Origin of the sequence: Roseibium sp. MMSF_3412 (assembly GCF_030733265.1) — a bacterium.
Taxonomy (GTDB): domain Bacteria; phylum Pseudomonadota; class Alphaproteobacteria; order Rhizobiales; family Stappiaceae; genus Roseibium.
The window spans coordinates 289,208-305,088 of record NZ_JASHJI010000005.1; the positions used below are offsets into that span (position 1 = coordinate 289,208).

Consider the following 15,881-nt stretch of genomic DNA (forward strand, 5'->3'; position numbering starts at 1 on the left):
CGCGTGGCCTTTCTGTTTGAAAAGAAGTAATTGGCGCGGCAGGCTCGGGAAAACGACTTCTTCCACCACGTTGCAAACGCAACCTCCGGCAACCAATTGACGTGCCGGGTGCGATCCGTCCTAATGAACGTGACAACAAGACAATCGTACTTCACCGGGGACCTGAGCATCATGGACGCGTTGCCTTTCGACTATTCCGACTACAAGCCCAAGGGTGACAAGAAAAATTCGGAATTCTTCGAGGAGTATCTGCCGAAGATCTATGCCCGCCGGGCAAAGACCGGTGTGAACGATCTCGTCGGTCGGATGAAAGCGGTCGTCATTCAGGTCGAGACCGGCGACGGCGTTCCGACAATGGCTGAGCTGCATCGGATGACACCGAACCGCTATCATTCCAGCTATATCTCCGGCACGCACAAGTTCCATGTCCTGCACAACAGGCCGGAGTTTCCTGCGGTCATTCTGATGGAGCCGCTTTCGGACAGTTACGAGGACTACATCAAACGCCTCAACGTGCTCTATCCGCTATCACGTCAGAAGCCCAACACCCGCTATGTCGGGGAGGTGTTTCACTGCGCCGATACCGCAGAACTTCAAAAAACACTGGAAGCGCAGAGCATCCGTTTCGACTATCCCGGCGACACGGAAAACGATGTCTTCACTTCAAAGGGGATTGTGTTCTCCACGCCGTCGGATTTTACCGGCAACCGGATCGGCTACTCCAATCACGATTTCAACGACCCGGACAGCCTGGCGCTGGGCGAACGGGTCGAGCTGACCGAGGCCGAAAAGGCATCGCTGCAGGACGGCATCGCCTTTGCCGAACAGCACGGTCTCAATGAACTGATGCTCGGCTATGATCACATGGCGACGCGCATTCTGGCAGGCGAGCGCGAGGATGCGATCCTCGAATTCCAGACCATGGTTCCCTATTATTTCTGGGGTGCCTACAACATCTCCGACATGAATTCGTCCACCAATGTAAACCGCTGTCCGATTGTCAGCGACGACAAGCAGTCACCGGCAAAGGTGTTCACGGCCAACAACACGCCGTCCTTTGTCAATTCATTCGAGAACCTGCCCATGCCGACGGAAGATTTCGTCCGCAACTACGGGCGAAGAATGCATCACATGGCCGTGGAGATCCTCGACGGAGACCATCCTTCGAACCAGAAGAACGTCGACTATGTTGTCGGCCTGCTCGGGCAGCAGGGTATCCCGTTCCTTGCCCATGTCGTGGGTGAGTGCAAGGATTCACCCGACCTGAAACAGATCTTTTCCAAGCATTCGAAGCACACGCTGCTCATCACGGAATACATCGAGCGATGCAAGGCGTTTGACGGCTTTTTCACCAAATCAAACGTCGCCGCCCTCACCGAAGCCGCCGGCAAGGACGAGCGCTACCAGCACGGCCACGTGTTCGACTAGAGCCCGTTTATGTGGGTCGCCAGTCAGTTCAGGTCTTTGAGCAGCCTGCCGTGCCTGCGGGTCTGCTGGATGACCTCGCCGAACGTGGTGTAACCCCGCGACGACAGCATCGGCAGCATCTTGCAGAGTGCTTCGGCCGTCGCCTGCGCGTCTCCGAGCGCCGTGTGCCTGTGCTCGGGCGCGATCGTGATGTCGAGCCGCGCGCACAAGGCATCCAGCGAATGCGCTTCCGTCTCACCGAAGAGAACGGCGGACAGGAGAACCGTGTCGAGCATCGGGTGGTCCCAGGAAAGGCCGCAAACTCTGGCATGCCTGTTCAGGAACGCCATATCGAAAGGCGCATTGTGCGCGACCATGACGCAATCGCGGGCGAAGCCGTGAAACCGCGTCACCGCGCTGCCGGCGTCCGGGGCACCGGCGACCATGTCATCTGTAATCCGATGCACCTTCGTTGAGGCCGGCGGTATGGCGCATCCCGGATTGACCAGTTGATCCACGGTCTCGCCGGGCACGATCCGCCCCTTGACGACCCGCACGGCACCGATCTGGACAATTTCATCCTTGTTGGGCATCAGGCCGGTGGTTTCCGTATCGAAGACAACAAATTGCAGGTCCTGCAACGGTCTGTTTTCCAGTGCGCGTTCGCTTTCCTGCTCATCAAGGTCGAAATCATAAATCAGCGGGCGCTCTGCCTCGGGGGAGATTTGAGCTTTCGTGCCGTCGATCAGGATCATGTAGCCGGGCACCTTCTTGAGCTTCTTGAGGCGCAGCTCAAAACTCAGTTTCCCCCGGCTGCCCTTGACCTTGGCCAGAACCTCGGAGCGTCCCTCGGAAAGTTTCTCCTGGGCGGCAAGCAACTCCGTTTCGTCGAAATAGTCGAAGACCGAAGCGCTCAGGCGCGGAACATGGACCTGACCCAGAACATCGGCTGCCTGCCCGTCATAAAGCATGATCCGGTGGTTCGGACTGACGAGAATGATGGCCACCGGTATCTCGGTCAAAAGCATCGACAGATGTGCTTTTTCCGCCATCAGCCGTGCGGTTTCGTTGGCAACGATGTCATTGGTCTCCGCCGACACCTCGGAGAGTTTTCCCGTCACCGCCTGAACGGCCGGTCCGAGGTCTCCGAGGAAACGCGAGCTGTGCAAATCAACCAGGGCATCAACGCCGGCATGTGCGCGGGTTCGGATGGCCACGGCAAGATGATCGACCGGCTTGGCGACATTTTCATCGAACAGCAGCCAGACCTTGGTGGTGACGGCAAGGATGGCAAAGGCCGAAAGAGACCCGGAAATAAGGAAGGCGGACACCGCTCCGCCGTCGTCCAGCCGGTTGAATGCAAAATAATGCGACAGGACAACGAGCACGGAACAGACAGCCGCGGAACCGGAAAAGAGCAGGAAAGTCCGCATTCGCAGACTGAGTGACATAAGCATCATTCCACTCCGCAGATTGTTGAAACGATCGGGTCGTCGGCGGGAACATCAATCCAGTCGGCTCCGGAGACAGCGCCGCCTTTTTCGAACGCGATGGCATCCGTCAAGGCAGCCCGACGGTTGCCTTTACAGTCCGCCAGCACGGTGAGCTTGTTTACCGGTGACCATCTGCCGAAGAAATAGGTCTCTCCGAGACGCTCCTCGGGCCGGTCCGGATGCCTGCGGATGGTGCCAGTGTCAACGGCAACAAACCGCTCCACGAAGGGCTGGATATAAGTCCATGGCCTGTAGAACGCCCGGTTTTCGATCGTCTGCGCGATCACGATGCCCTCGGGCATCGCCTCTTTCGTCCGGGAGAACCAGCCGTATTCGTTCGCAATCGTTGTGACGATCATTGCGGCACCGGCGGCAACCGGTGCAAACCAGCGCGGCAGCCGTCCGCCCAGCAGGCGATTGATCAGCATGACAACGCCTGCAGCCGCGATACCGGCGACGAAAGCTGCGATCAGCTCGACAAACATTTCTTTCCTCCCGAACGGGGTCTGCGACACCCCATCCATTCCGCTTCTGCTGTGGTTCAGCCCAGCATTCCGCGACCGTGTCCTATTGAGGACTGCATTGTTTTGACCACGACAAAGGCATCCCGCAAATGACTTCGCTCAAAGTCCGACAGTGTTGAGGGATGCAGGAAGTTGTCCGGTTTCTGTCCGAGCTTGATGAGGCCGGCCTGATGCAGCAACCGGGTCTCGGCGATCAGATCATAGGCATCCAGCAGGTCGCTGCCCCCCGATTGGCTGAGCCGCCCGCTCGCGCGCGCCTCCAGCAGCCGCGCCTTTGTGTTCACCGCTGTTATCTGACCTTGCAGCGCATATATCCGCGCCAGGTCGACGATCGGCACGACCCCGTTCAGTTTGGTATCGAGCGTATCCTTGTTTTCGCCGGATCGGATCGTCGCCAGTCCTCTTAGCAGGTTGAGCGGGGGATGATGCTTGAGCGAGTTGCTGACCATATGCGCCACGAAGATCGAATTCGAAGCCGCAGCCTTGAGCGTTTCTTCCTGAAGGTTTTCAAACAGCCGCTTGTCGCCGCCGATCGGCCGTAGATCGAACATCACGGAACTGAGCATTTGCGCTTCCGGATCAGGCTTTTTTATCCAGCCCTCGAAATAGCTTTGCCAGACCCGCACAGGCTGACACCAGCGCGGGTTCGTCGCCATCATGTCGCCCGGGCAGTAGACGTAACCGCACGTGTTCAGACCATCACTGACAAACCGCGCGAGTTCAGAAAAATAGCCGTCCCTGTCTCTGTCGGTGACCGTGTCGTCGAGAAACAGGCAGTTGTCCTGATCGCTGACACCGGTCTGCTCCTGCCGCCCCTGGGAACCGCAGGCAAGCCAGAGATAGGGAACGGGCGGTGCCCCGAGCTTTTCTTCCGCCAGTACCAGAAGGCGGCGTGTTGCTGTATCGGCTATGTCGGTTATCAGCCGCGTGACAACCTCGTGCGGGCTGCCTGCGGCGACCAGTTGCAACAGCAGACGCGGGATATGCGCGGTAACCGCAGCCATATCCTGTGCCGTCGCCGCACGGGTGATCTGGCCGACCATATCTGCCGAGCTGATCGCCTGGAAACGGGTCAAATCGGTTTGTGTCACCATCCCGACCAGACGATTGCCTTCGACGATTGGAATGTGCCCGATCCGCCGTTCCATCATGAGGTGAAGGATGTCGGTCCCGATCGCGGTCGGCGGGAGCGCCAACGGGTTCCGGGTCATCAGTTCGGCAACACGGGTCGTACCGGGCAACCCTTCTGCCAGCACCTTTCCAGTGAGATCCCGCGTGGTCACGATGCCAAGCAGCGCCTCCCCCGGATCCGTTACGCAAAGGGAGGAAATATGCCTGTCGCGCATCGTACGCGCTGCGTCTTGAACGATGGTATCGGCTGAGCATGTGATCGGATTTCGCGCCATAAGCGTTTCCGCAAGTGTCGTCGCAAGATCCCGCCCGCGTGTCCCCGGCTTGCGCGCCCGATCGAAGAACCGCGCAACGACTTTCTGTTCGTCCATGAGTTTGCGGAAGTCTGCCGGCGGCAGCACCAGGAGGACGGACGCTTCGTCGGCCTGCGCGGAAGTGGCAGCCGCACCGTCTTTCAAAAGACCGCGTTCGCCAAACGTGTTCCTGTGAACCAGATGACTGACAACGACGCTGTTTTCGTCCCGGATCTTCACACCGCCTTCGTAAATCACGAAGAGACCCGGAAGTTGGTCGCCGAATTTGTAGATGTGCGTGTCGGGTTCAACGTGGCGAACTTCAAACCGTTCCGCCAGTTTCTCCTGCACATCGTGTGACAGCGCATCATAGGGATGGAGCGATTTCAGGAACCCCAAAATCTGGCCGACACTTAAGGACATTCAAAACGCCTCGTCCTGAAAAGGGTGTCCTGCCCGGCGTAAACCGGGCAGAACGGGATCATATTCCGCGAGGTGGCTGGAAACCAGCCACCCGCCACAGCGTTGTCTCAGTGATCCTGCGCGACGCCTGCACCTCTTGGGATACGCACGCTTTCGACCAGTTCCTTGATCGCCTGCGGCGTCTCCTTGGTCATGCCGGAGACGACATAGGCGACCGCAAAGTTGACCGCAGCACCGATGGCTCCGAAGGAGGTCGACTTGATCGGCCCGAGCAAAGGATCCGCATCCGTGAAGGTGTTGGTACCCGGGATGAAGAACCAGCCCTTGTGCAAGAAGATGTAGACCAGTGTCACGATCAGGCCCGCCAGCATGCCGGCAACCGCACCGGTGTTGTTGATACGGGTCGAGAAGATCCCCATCATCAGTGCCGGGAAGATCGATGCCGCCGCCAGTCCGAAGGCCAGCGCCACGGTTTGCGCGGCAAAGCCTGGCGGGTTCAGCCCCAGATAGGTTGCCACCACGATGGCGACCGCCATGGCAATTCGCGCCGACAGGAGTTCGCCTTTTTCCGAAATCCGTGGATTGAACGCACCCTTGATCAGGTCATGACTGACCGCCGAGGATATTGCCAGCAACAATCCGGCAGCCGTCGACAGCGCAGCGGCGAGACCACCTGCTGCAACCAGCCCGATCACCCAGCTCGGCAGATTGGCAATCTCCGGATTTGCAAGCACGAGAATGTCGCGATTGAACTTTGTCAGTTCGTTGCCCACCCAGCCCTTTTCGGCGGCAAGGGTCTGCATCTCGGCATTCTTGTCATTGTAGTACTGGATCTTGCCGTCGCCGTTCTTGTCTTCCCAGTCGAGAAGGCCCGTCTTCTGCCAGGTGTCCATCCAGTCGTATTTCGGATCTTCGGCGATCGTCTCGACAGCGACTGCACCGCCATTGATGCCGCCATTCGGCCACATCATCTCGGTGATGTTGAGGCGCGCCATGGCACCGACGGCCGGAGCGGTCAGGTAAAGCAGGGCGATGAAGACCAGCGTCCAGCCCGCGGACCAGCGCGCGTCGGAAACCTTCGGCACGGTAAAGAACCGCATGATCACGTGCGGCAGCCCAGCCGTACCGATCATCAGTGACAGCGTGAACAGCACCATGTTCAGCGTGTTGGAATGGTGAGCTGTATAGGAATTGAATCCGAGTTCGGTCACCACCTGGTCCAGCTTCGTCAGCAGCGGAACGCCGCTGGCGACGTCATTTCCGAACAGTCCGAGACCCGGAATCGGGTTACCGGTGAGCTGAAGGGAGATGAAGATCGCCGGAATGGTATAGGCCGTGATCAGAACCACATACTGCGCCACCTGCGTGTAGGTCACGCCCTTCATGCCACCGAAAACGGCATAGGCGAAAACGACACAGGCACCGATCAGGAGGCCGGTCGTGTTGTCCACTTCCAGGAAGCGGCCGAAGGCAACGCCGACGCCCGTCATCTGTCCGATGACGTATGTGGTCGAGGCAACGATCAGGCAGACAACCGCCACGATCCGTGCGGTCTGGCTGTAGAACCGGTCTCCGATGAATTCGGAAACCGTGAATTTGCCGAATTTGCGCAGGTAAGGCGCGAGCAGAAGGGCAAGCAGCACGTAGCCGCCGGTCCAGCCCATGAGGAAGGAACTGTTGTCATAACCGGTAAACGCGATCAGGCCGGCCATGGAGATGAACGACGCCGCGGACATCCAGTCCGCTGCCGTCGCCATGCCGTTGGTCACCGGATGCACGCCGCGTCCGGCTGCATAGAATTCGGAGGTCGAGCCCGCGCGGGCCCAGATCGCGATGCCGATGTAGAGCGCGAAGGAACCTCCCACGAACAGCAGGTTGATAGTAAACTGATCCATCTGTCAGGCCCCTATTCTTCGTCCACACCGTGCTCGCGGTCGACCCTGTTCATCCAGAATGCGTAAAAGAAGATGATCGCGAGAAAGACAAGAATTGAACCTTGTTGCGCGAACCAGAAACCGAGATCCGTTCCGCCCACGGGTATCCCGCTCAAGAGGGGGCGCAGCAGAATGCCGAACCCGAAAGAAACCAGCGCCCATATAACGAGGCTGATCGATATGATCCGCATGTTCGCGGACCAGTATCCGTTGTTGGATGAGTTTTCGGACATGGTGTCTCCTCCACTTCGTCCTGCTGTATGCAAGCACCGTTGATGCGCGCGGCTGCTTGCGTCTCCTTCGACTATGTCTGGCCCCGACAGAGATTTCCGCATCGCACAAAAGACGAAGACGAGACCTTGAAGTGAGGCTGGGAAATTCTTGATCCGTTTGGAGCGGGAATTGACCGTCGGTCACACGAACCGGACACGCACAGATTGCCCACAAGACAAACCAGACAATTTACTCGAAAGTTGCTTCGAAAATTTGCAAAACCTGCCTCACTAGGCTTCACATCCGAAAAACAACTTTGATGAGCAAGACTGAATTGATCAGAATTGAGATCGGGACACTAGCAGTGGCTTTTGCGTTTACAACACTACTTACGAATTACGCTACTTAGGTATAATCATACGTATGAGTACTACTATTCCGATGGATTAATACTTATGTATGATCGTCAAAATCCGCAGAATTCTCACGTTTCAGACGTATGAACTGGATCACACACGCGGTTCTGAACCGAGCCACGCCCGGTCAATGGCCGATCGGCAATACAAATTAGGCATGCGCATTCAACCAATTGATAATGCACTGCAACATATCTTCGCATCGGACGAGCGATCGTGGCTTGCAGGCGTGAAATCTGAGACCGTGATGTTGACACTGGTGCGCCCCCTTATGCTCGAACCAAATGCGTTCTTGCAAGAAATGCACAAACGGATTCGGCAAAGCTGTTGCGTGCGGGCACACAGTTTTTTGATCACACCGGCGGTCGACTGCGCTAACAAACCTGAATAACTGAAACGAGGCGACACAGCATGCGGAAAACAAGCTGCAGGACTTGAAGCCCGTCTTTTGAATTTGAGTTTGTTTCATGCGTTCATCACTCACGACATTCCTGGTCCTGATCGGCAGCTTTGTCGTTGTGGCAAATCTTTATCCGCTTCTCTTCAGCTCGGACCTGCCTCCAGGCCGTTTCACCATGCTTGAAACACCACGGGAACTCCCCGAGACGGCTTTTTCAGACGCTGCAGGTAACGCGTTGGACCTGACGGACTTTGCGGGCGACTACCTGATCGTGAACGTTTGGGCCACCTGGTGTGAGCCGTGCCGCGAAGAAATGCCCGCGCTTGATCAGCTCGCGCGCGATCTGGGCAACCGGAACATGCGCGTGATGCCGATCTCCATCGACACGACCGGCGCAGGGAACATCGAAAGCTTCTACCGGCTCCACAAGCTGACGGACCTTCCCGTCTACATGGACCCGTCCCAGAACTCCATGCGCAGCTTCAATGTCTTCGGCATTCCAACAACGGTGCTGATCGACCCGGAAGGCCGTGAAATCGGACGCATGGTCGGACCGGCCAAGTGGGACAGCCCCGAGACGATGGACCAGCTGTCCTCGATTTTGGGATCCTAGGTGATGGACCATGGCCAGCGTATTTTGGAAAAAACCCGTTTTGATTGCAATAAGGTTGCAGAATGGAGTGGCACTCCGCCCCCCAACGCAACTCGCATTGACCGATGCTGGAGAACATTGTAAACGTGAGGTTAATTCAAAAAGAAAGATTGTGTTTAGACATAGCGATAAGAGGGAAAACCCATGCTAAGAAGTGTAATAGCGGGAGCGGTGCTGCTCATGTTTGGCGCATCGGTTGCAACAGCTGCGACTGTCGTTGAACAATACAACGTGATGAGCTACGCACCCGGCAAGCACAGCCTCTACATGAATGGCCTGAGCTATCATTTTCAGCCTGGTGCCACGTTCACCAGGTACAGCGACGATACCGGATCGCTGACTGGTACTGCCACGAACAATATCGGCGACGGTTACGACGTGAAGCTGAGCTTTGCAAACTTCCGGGACTGGACCGCTCAGACAGCGGCGGGCCTGGACGCGAAGGGAAAGAACAAGGGCGACGAAACGACCTGGACCTTCATGGATCTCGTGGACGTGTCCACGTTGACGGGTGTCGGAACCTTCACGAGCATGTACGAACTGCTCATGAAGCCCCAGAACGGTCCCTATACGTTCCAGTATGGCGTCGGCGCCAATGACAAGAAGAAAAACATGCTCGGACTTTCGGGGTGGTTCTTCACCAAGGGACCCAACGGTGGACCGGGAGCTCCCTGCGGCAACGGTTCGGTTTGCGATTTCAATCTCAAACTTACCGCGGTACCGCTGCCAGCCGGCATCGCTCTTCTCCCGGTTGGCCTTGCCGTTCTCGCGGGAATGCGGATGCGCAGGCGCAAGGCCGCCTGACCGGGGTTTGAAAACGGACTTTTTGGTGTGAAGTTGAAACCGGGCCAATTGGCCCGGTTTTTTGGTCCGGCAGGACAACAGCTGTCAGGAAGACCCGTACCCTATGCAGGACTGTCGCTGACGTCATCGACCTCATCGCTTTCAACATCGGGATCGTCCGGCTGCGGCTCATCATCGTCCCGCCCGGGCACGACCCTGACCATCGCGGTCTCGCACAGACTGGCAATCGCTTCACCCGCACCAGTCGCGCCGTTCTCTGCAAGATGATTTGCGATACCGGCATGCGCAGCGCGCATGACCTCTCGAGTTCCCGGGTCCAGCAAGCGATCAAGAGCGGGCTTGAGGCCGAAATCGGCTCTGTGCCGCACGAGACAACCCAGCCCGTTTGCCTCTGCAAAACGTCCCCTCAGGATTTGCCTGTCCTGCTGCGCGTGTTCATTTGGCACCCAGACGGTTGGCAATCCTTCCGCCATATGTTCCGTGAACGTGTTGTAACCCGCTGCGGCCACGGCAATGTCGAATGCTCTCAGAAATTTGCCGAACGGGTACTCGGTGAGCCGGGTAACACCTGCCGGCAAGTCTGTGCTCTCCCCGGCGATACGCCACTCGGCGAGCGTTGTCCCGACACCGGAACGCCCGTGAAGGTGCGCAAGCGTCCGCGCTGCCATACGGCTGGTATCGGTGTTGTTGCCTGATCCAAGCGCGACGAGAACGTTGACATGCTCCGCATCAAGGCCGAGCTGCGCGCAGGCAGCCTGCCGGTCCAGCATTTGATTTCGGTCCAGAAGTCTGACCGGCGGCACCAGCAGCGCCTGAGGCCGATAGGCGACGGTCGGCCCGTCGTCGCGCGCCCACGCCAGCTCGCCCGGTTCCACGACGAGGTCGAACGTGGCGCCCCGGTCCAGTGCATCCAGATCCCGGTTCGCGCCCCAGAACGCACGCCGGATCCAGACCCGCGCGACATCGGGCCGCGTATCCATCGCCCTCATCAGTCCCAGGAACGGAACGTTGCCGTCGAAAACCAGGGCACTGGGATCGTAGAAGTCGAGAGCTGCGGTCAACGCATCCGTCAGCGCCACATCCCAGTGTTCCTTGCGCTCACCGTAAGCTGAATGATACGGCAGATGCTCACCCGAATACCCGTAGCGATGCACGATATCGACGGCTCTGGAATGGCTCACGAACACGGGTGTGAGGTGTGCAGGCAAGCGCCGGGCAATGGCGAGTTGACGCGTCAGATGCCCAAGCCCGATACCGTTGGTCGAATAAAAAAGCACCCGCTTGCCCGGTGACGCGTGAACTGCCGGCGCATAGGGGTTGTCACGCGGTTTGCCGATGAGATCCCGCACTCTGGAAACAGCGGCCTGAGCCGTGAACATTTTATCAATGAGCTCCTTGCCGCCGGCCCGCAGGTCGGCGACGAGAGAGGGGGTCTCATGAAACTCCAGGGCGCGCTGGGCAATCTCGGACGACCGGCCATAGATCGCCGTTCCCGCAAAAACGGCTCTGTATGCGGGTTCGAGAAAGGGAACGACGCCGCTTTGAAGCGCGCACAGGACTTCGACAGGACACGGATCGTCGGCGGCCTGAGTGCCATTGGCGAGGATGTCGATCTTGCCGAGGAATTCGAAAAACCCGATCTGATCGTCGGGCCAGACTTCGACGGGTGCGGCCTGCGGCCATAAAGGGCGATCTGCATCCGGCGCGGCACGCAGCCGCCAGAGGACGTTGGCGGCCCGGAAGGCGCGTGCACCAGCTGCAACCGACACGATCCATGGCCCCGACCGCGCGCGTGCATGATGGCCCAGACCGACGGTCGGCCGCGCCCGTTCCGTTCCCTCTCGATGTGAAATGCGCGCTGAAGGCACTGTCGGCAACCAGTCGGTTTTTGTTGTCGGCCAGTGTGGGACACAGTAGGACAGAGCATCCCTGCCAATCCGTGTTGTCGGGGCCCAGAGAACCGGCCCGCCGAGCACCTCGCCAGTGTTTTCCGCAACACACTCAAGCTGGGTGGGCGTCATGGACGCGAAATCGGCCGGGCGCTCAAGCGTTATCACGCGATGATCTGCCTTGACCGAACACACGTTACCGAGAGGCACGGAAAACAGACGTGCGTCGAGCCCGAGCGCAAGTCCGCACTCGACCTGCACGCCAGGAGCCAGACGCCTCAAGCGGCCCTCTTCGAAAAGCCGGCAATAGGTTGCGTCTATCGCGTAAGGGTCCGTCTTGATCTCGGCAGGCGCAACCGGAAGAACGCCGACCCGGTACCCGGCCTTGGCGAGCCCTTCAAGCATTGCGGCATGGCACGGCGCTGCGACATCGCCGATACGAATGTCTGCAAGTACAAAAACATCAAGCCGTACGGCGGATGACCGTGCCAACTAGGATCGTCCGACTAGGCTGCGCGGCATGTCAGACCGGAGCGGGAGGTCGCCTGGCCGCGCGGTCCGAATTTGATGCCGGTCAGCGAGGTGCTGCCGCCTCGCTCGCGCGTTTTGATTGTGACAATGTAGATGCCGTCGCGCCCCGAATTGCGCAGGATGCCGTCGGACCCGGGTGAGAGTTGAAGATAGGCGTCAAGCGTGATGGTCTGCGTCTGTCCATCCGCTGTCCGTTGCCTGGAAGGAATGCGCGCGAAGCTGTTCGAGCCGGTTCTGCATTCGACCGCGGACGAGATACGGCCGCTGTAGCGCAAGATGCGCGTTCCGTCGGATGTCCGTGTCACCTGCCGGAATCCCTGTTGCTTCAGACGGGCGACTTCTGCATCGATGGACACGTCAGGACGGCTGACCGAGGAACTGACACATCCTGCCAGGAACACAGTTAGGACGAATAGAGCTGCAATGGTCTTGATCATTGGTTCCCGCCTGTCTTTCATTCCATTTGTGTCAGTCTCGACAGATCATCGAGGGTGATATCATCGCCTGGTGGTGTCAGTCCTCGCGCCGTGAAAGCCTCATTGACGGCCCGGCGCGTCGCAGGCCCCAGTTGCCCGTCTGCCGGGCCGGACAGAACCCCGAGCTCCGACAGGATTGACTGGGCAGCCGCAACATACTCTTTCCGTGTGAAGGAAGACGTGCTCTTGGCTACGGATTCGGCCAGACTCGCATTGTCGCTCAACCCGAGCGCCGTGGCATACCAGATCAGGGCAGCGCGCCTGTCCTTGGGTACCCCGCGCCCGGCTTCAGTCAGGCGTGCCAGATCGAGCGCGGCCCACGGCACACCCCCCTCTGCCGCGATCCGGAACCAGCGGGCGGCTTCGGTAAAATCGGGTTCAACGCCGTCGGCGGAGGCCCACGCGCGACCGGCATCCCGAGCCGCCCAGGGGTTCCTTTCCCCTTCGGCGGAGAACAGCTCGCGCGCCCGGTTCACATCCTTGGCAACACCCCGTCCTTCCAGAAGCAGCCGCGCCAGTCCGCGCTCCGCCCCGAAGACATCCTCCTCTATTGCGCGCTCAAACAGCGTAGCGGCACGTTCCGGATCATCATAAAGGGGATGCCTGGAGGCGTAGACACCTGCCAGCCGGTAATAGGCTTCCGCATCGTTTTCCTGTGCAGCCCGTGTAAACAGCCGCACGGCCGCTTCCACATCCTTGTCGAGCCCCTGCCCGTTCTCGTACATGATCCCTAGCCGTGTAAGCGCGTTGGGTACACCGCGCCCTGCAGCCGTTTCAAACCAGAAGCGCGCCTGTTCGAAATCCTTCGGGATGCCGTCGCCGTTCTGATACATGCGCGCCAGGCGGGTTTGTGCCGTCAACTCACCGCTCTTCGCAGCGGCCGTATACCAGTCCACCGCCTCGTTCGGATCCTTTTCAACGCCAAACCCTTTCTGGTAAAACTCGGCGATGTTGGTCATTGCCCAGTCGTTCCCAAGGTCCGCCCCTTCCCGGTAAAACTCTAGGGCACGGCCATAGTCCTGGGGAACGCCGACACCGGCGCGATGGATCCAGGCGAGAGCCGTGAAGGCAGCAGTTTCCCCCCGGTCGGCGGCTTCTTCGAACAGTTCCTTTGCACGCGGATAGTCTTGCGGCACGGCTTGCGCATCCAGATACATCTGGCCGAGATAAACCATGGCGGAGGCATAACCGGCATCGACGGCTTTCTGCTGCCACTCGATCGCCTTTTCATACTCACCTGCAGACCGGTAGGCCCGGGCGAGCTGAGCCCAGAACCTTTCCACGTCCGGATAATTCGCAACGGCGATTTCGCAGACTTCGATGGCAGCATCGAAATTGCGGTCAATGATGAACTGCCGGGTGCCGGCCGTGACACGCTGGCTGTCATACGGGTTTCCGGCAAGGATATCGCACGCGTCGACATAGACATCGAGCTGCGCTTCGATCGGAGCGGTGTTCCCTTCCTCACCCAAAGCAAGGCTGCGGAAGGCATCGCGGCCGCCATTGGAGCCGACCTGGGGCGTGTAGGACAGCTCATTTTCGTCTGAAAGCCAGTGAACCGTGCCGCCATGCAGCGGCTTGCCGGAACTTTCCGTCACGACGCCAAGACGGGACGCGCTTTCGACATAGACCCAACCATTGTCGGCAGCTGCGGTTTGAAGCCGCTTTTGGCCGACCCCGATCGGAATATTCAGGCGTGCACTGTCCAGTGAAGAGATAATGTCGTTTCGGCCATTGTCTCCGGAAACCGGCCCCCTGGCAGGAGCGGCGTCCGGCAGCGCCGTGTCGGAAACAAGGATGCTGTCGGGATCGCCCCCGAGCTGTCTGAGTTGCTCCTTTGCGTCCTCGACGAAGGCCCCGCGCGGCATGGTCCGGATGTAGGAGGCAAAGGCTTCCGCCCTTTCGCTGTCGCGGATGGACCGCCAGAAAGTCCGGTCGATGATACGGCGCGGAGGCAGCCCGCCCAGCGTATCGGACGCAATGGACATGCCTGTCGTCGCCAGCCGCAGATCGTCCACGAGCGGAATGAAGTAAAACCGGCTCTCCAGCGTGCTCGTGGTCCAGGTGATCTGTTCGCCGGCGGTGTTTTCACGCACGCTGCCCCGAATTCTCCTGAAAAGGTCGATGATTTCGAGCCCGGGTTCGCTGATGTTGTCGGCAATCGCCTGGGTATAGGGGCTGTGCCGGCCCTCGCCGTCATAGGCCACGGACCCCGGCGCCGTCGCGAAACTGATCACCGTTTCCGTGTCGCCGGCCGTCATTTCCGCGAGCCCGCCCCGGCTGGATTGCGACAGCTGTTCCAGGCCTCGCGACACTTCTTCGCGTGATGCGCCAAGACTGATTGCGCGCGAGGCGATCGTTTCTGTTTCCTCGTCCGTGATTTCCCCGAAGGGATTGTTGCGGCACGCATCCAGCAGCACGATGTTCAGCTTGGCACCCGAGTTCGACATGATGTCGACAAAGAGTTGCGCGTCGATCGACTGCTCGACCAGTTCCTCGACAGATCTGGGTGCGACGGAAACAGGCAGAAGATAGTTGCGGCCACCGATCTGCACGCCATGGCCGGCATAGTAGAACAGCGCCTCACTGCCTTCTCTGAGGCGGCTGCGGAAAGTGGCAAGATCGGCAAGCATTTTCTCCCGATCGCCATCGAGCGTTTCAATGACCTCGAAACCGGCTTCCCAGAGTTTCTCAGCAACCAGTTCGGCATCGTTTACAGGATTGGGCAGCGGTGCAACTGACTGGTAGGCCGAATTGCCGATCACCAGCGCGACGCGGGAGGTCGATCCGGCCAGCGCATCGGTCGTTTGCGCCCTTGCAGGTGCAAGAAGAACCACCGCAGCAATCGCAATGGCTCCGGTTGACTTGAAAAATACCCGAATTGGCCAACGCATGGTTTTTCTCAATAAAGGCCTGGCACCGGTGCCGGACGTGCCCCGGTCGAGGCCGAAGCATTCCGATTGAAGATCGCGATGATTTCGTCCCTGGACAAGCCGGGATTCTCCCGCATCAGGCGAAACTCCACGAGCGCCAGAAACGCGGCATTGGCCTCCGGCCCGTCAGGGTTCGCACGCAGGTAGGCGCGCGCCGAGGCCGGAGATTCGAACTGGCGGGAATTCTGCGCCGCGGCGTTGCTGAGCGGGATGCCGAGAACGCTCAGCAAGGCCAGGACTTTTCCGAGAACCCAACGTGGCATAGCTGCCTTCACCCGAATTTTTGACATTAATAAAAATATGCAAAAGATTAGAAGCGACCCCGGATTAGGTGTCAAGTCAAACGCTGTTGAGTTTGACAT

Annotated in this window: 12 protein-coding genes; 3 read left to right on the forward strand and 9 right to left on the reverse strand. The window is 59.0% G+C overall.

Annotated elements, in window-relative coordinates; genetic code table 11:
- The first annotated feature begins 171 nt into the window (after positions 1–171).
- On the forward strand, positions 172–1,428 hold the full coding sequence (locus RBB49_RS12145) for a hypothetical protein (protein WP_306143052.1): 1,257 nt from the start codon (positions 172–174) through the stop codon (positions 1,426–1,428).
- A gap of 23 nt (positions 1,429–1,451) precedes the next feature.
- On the opposite strand, the gene RBB49_RS12150 is transcribed toward RBB49_RS12145, so the two are convergent.
- The 5 genes from RBB49_RS12150 to RBB49_RS12170 all read right to left on the reverse strand — a co-directional run bounded on the left by RBB49_RS12150 (position 1,452) and on the right by RBB49_RS12170 (position 7,438).
- On the reverse strand, positions 1,452–2,858 hold the full coding sequence (locus tag RBB49_RS12150) for an exonuclease domain-containing protein (RefSeq protein WP_306143053.1): 1,407 nt from the start codon (positions 2,856–2,858) through the stop codon (positions 1,452–1,454).
- 5 nt (positions 2,859–2,863) lie between these two features.
- The gene (locus RBB49_RS12155) at positions 2,864–3,385 is read right to left on the reverse strand and encodes a hypothetical protein (RefSeq protein WP_306143054.1); all 522 of its coding nucleotides are present in this window, start codon (positions 3,383–3,385) and stop codon (positions 2,864–2,866) included.
- 56 nt (positions 3,386–3,441) lie between these two features.
- Entirely contained in the window at positions 3,442–5,271 is a 1,830-nt protein-coding gene (locus RBB49_RS12160) for a DUF294 nucleotidyltransferase-like domain-containing protein (RefSeq protein ID WP_306143055.1), read from the reverse strand.
- A 107-nt stretch (positions 5,272–5,378) separates the two neighbouring features.
- Positions 5,379–7,166, reverse strand: a complete 1,788-nt coding sequence (locus tag RBB49_RS12165) for a sodium:solute symporter family protein (RefSeq protein ID WP_306143056.1) — start codon at positions 7,164–7,166, stop codon at positions 5,379–5,381.
- Positions 7,167–7,177: 11 nt separating this feature from the next.
- Positions 7,178–7,438, reverse strand: a complete 261-nt coding sequence (locus tag RBB49_RS12170; RefSeq protein WP_306143058.1) for a DUF4212 domain-containing protein — start codon at positions 7,436–7,438, stop codon at positions 7,178–7,180.
- Between the two features lie 863 nt (positions 7,439–8,301).
- Here RBB49_RS12170 and RBB49_RS12175 point away from each other — a divergent pair.
- Entirely contained in the window at positions 8,302–8,847 is a 546-nt protein-coding gene (locus RBB49_RS12175; protein WP_306143059.1) for a TlpA disulfide reductase family protein, read from the forward strand.
- Positions 8,848–9,030: 183 nt separating this feature from the next.
- Complete coding sequence (locus RBB49_RS12180) at positions 9,031–9,690, forward strand: VPLPA-CTERM sorting domain-containing protein (RefSeq protein WP_306143060.1); 660 nt, start codon at positions 9,031–9,033, stop codon at positions 9,688–9,690.
- 101 nt (positions 9,691–9,791) lie between these two features.
- Here RBB49_RS12180 and RBB49_RS12185 read toward each other — a convergent pair whose 3' ends face one another.
- Genes RBB49_RS12185 through RBB49_RS12200 form a run of 4 tightly spaced genes read right to left on the reverse strand, consistent with a single transcriptional unit; the run spans position 9,792 to position 15,782 of the window.
- On the reverse strand, positions 9,792–12,071 hold the full coding sequence (locus RBB49_RS12185) for a glycosyltransferase (RefSeq protein WP_306143061.1): 2,280 nt from the start codon (positions 12,069–12,071) through the stop codon (positions 9,792–9,794).
- A gap of 14 nt (positions 12,072–12,085) precedes the next feature.
- Entirely contained in the window at positions 12,086–12,547 is a 462-nt protein-coding gene (locus RBB49_RS12190; RefSeq protein WP_306143062.1) for a hypothetical protein, read from the reverse strand.
- Positions 12,548–12,564: 17 nt separating this feature from the next.
- Positions 12,565–15,480: a caspase family protein gene (locus RBB49_RS12195; protein WP_306143064.1), complete on the reverse strand. Its 2,916-nt coding sequence runs from the start codon at positions 15,478–15,480 to the stop codon at positions 12,565–12,567.
- 8 nt (positions 15,481–15,488) lie between these two features.
- On the reverse strand, positions 15,489–15,782 hold the full coding sequence (locus RBB49_RS12200; protein WP_306143065.1) for a hypothetical protein: 294 nt from the start codon (positions 15,780–15,782) through the stop codon (positions 15,489–15,491).
- Positions 15,783–15,881: the final 99 nt, after the last annotated feature.

Coding starts and splice junctions, on each gene's coding strand:
- RBB49_RS12175 (WP_306143059.1), top strand. CDS start 8,302: ATGCGTTCATCACTCACGACATTCCTGGTCCTGATCGGCAGCTTTGTC.
- RBB49_RS12200 (WP_306143065.1), bottom strand. CDS start 15,782: ATGCCACGTTGGGTTCTCGGAAAAGTCCTGGCCTTGCTGAGCGTTCTC.
- RBB49_RS12170 (WP_306143058.1), bottom strand. CDS start 7,438: ATGTCCGAAAACTCATCCAACAACGGATACTGGTCCGCGAACATGCGG.
- RBB49_RS12155 (WP_306143054.1), bottom strand. CDS start 3,385: ATGTTTGTCGAGCTGATCGCAGCTTTCGTCGCCGGTATCGCGGCTGCA.
- RBB49_RS12180 (WP_306143060.1), top strand. CDS start 9,031: ATGCTAAGAAGTGTAATAGCGGGAGCGGTGCTGCTCATGTTTGGCGCA.
- RBB49_RS12160 (WP_306143055.1), bottom strand. CDS start 5,271: ATGTCCTTAAGTGTCGGCCAGATTTTGGGGTTCCTGAAATCGCTCCAT.
- RBB49_RS12145 (WP_306143052.1), top strand. CDS start 172: ATGGACGCGTTGCCTTTCGACTATTCCGACTACAAGCCCAAGGGTGAC.
- RBB49_RS12150 (WP_306143053.1), bottom strand. CDS start 2,858: ATGTCACTCAGTCTGCGAATGCGGACTTTCCTGCTCTTTTCCGGTTCC.
- RBB49_RS12195 (WP_306143064.1), bottom strand. CDS start 15,480: ATGCGTTGGCCAATTCGGGTATTTTTCAAGTCAACCGGAGCCATTGCG.
- RBB49_RS12165 (WP_306143056.1), bottom strand. CDS start 7,166: ATGGATCAGTTTACTATCAACCTGCTGTTCGTGGGAGGTTCCTTCGCG.
- RBB49_RS12190 (WP_306143062.1), bottom strand. CDS start 12,547: ATGATCAAGACCATTGCAGCTCTATTCGTCCTAACTGTGTTCCTGGCA.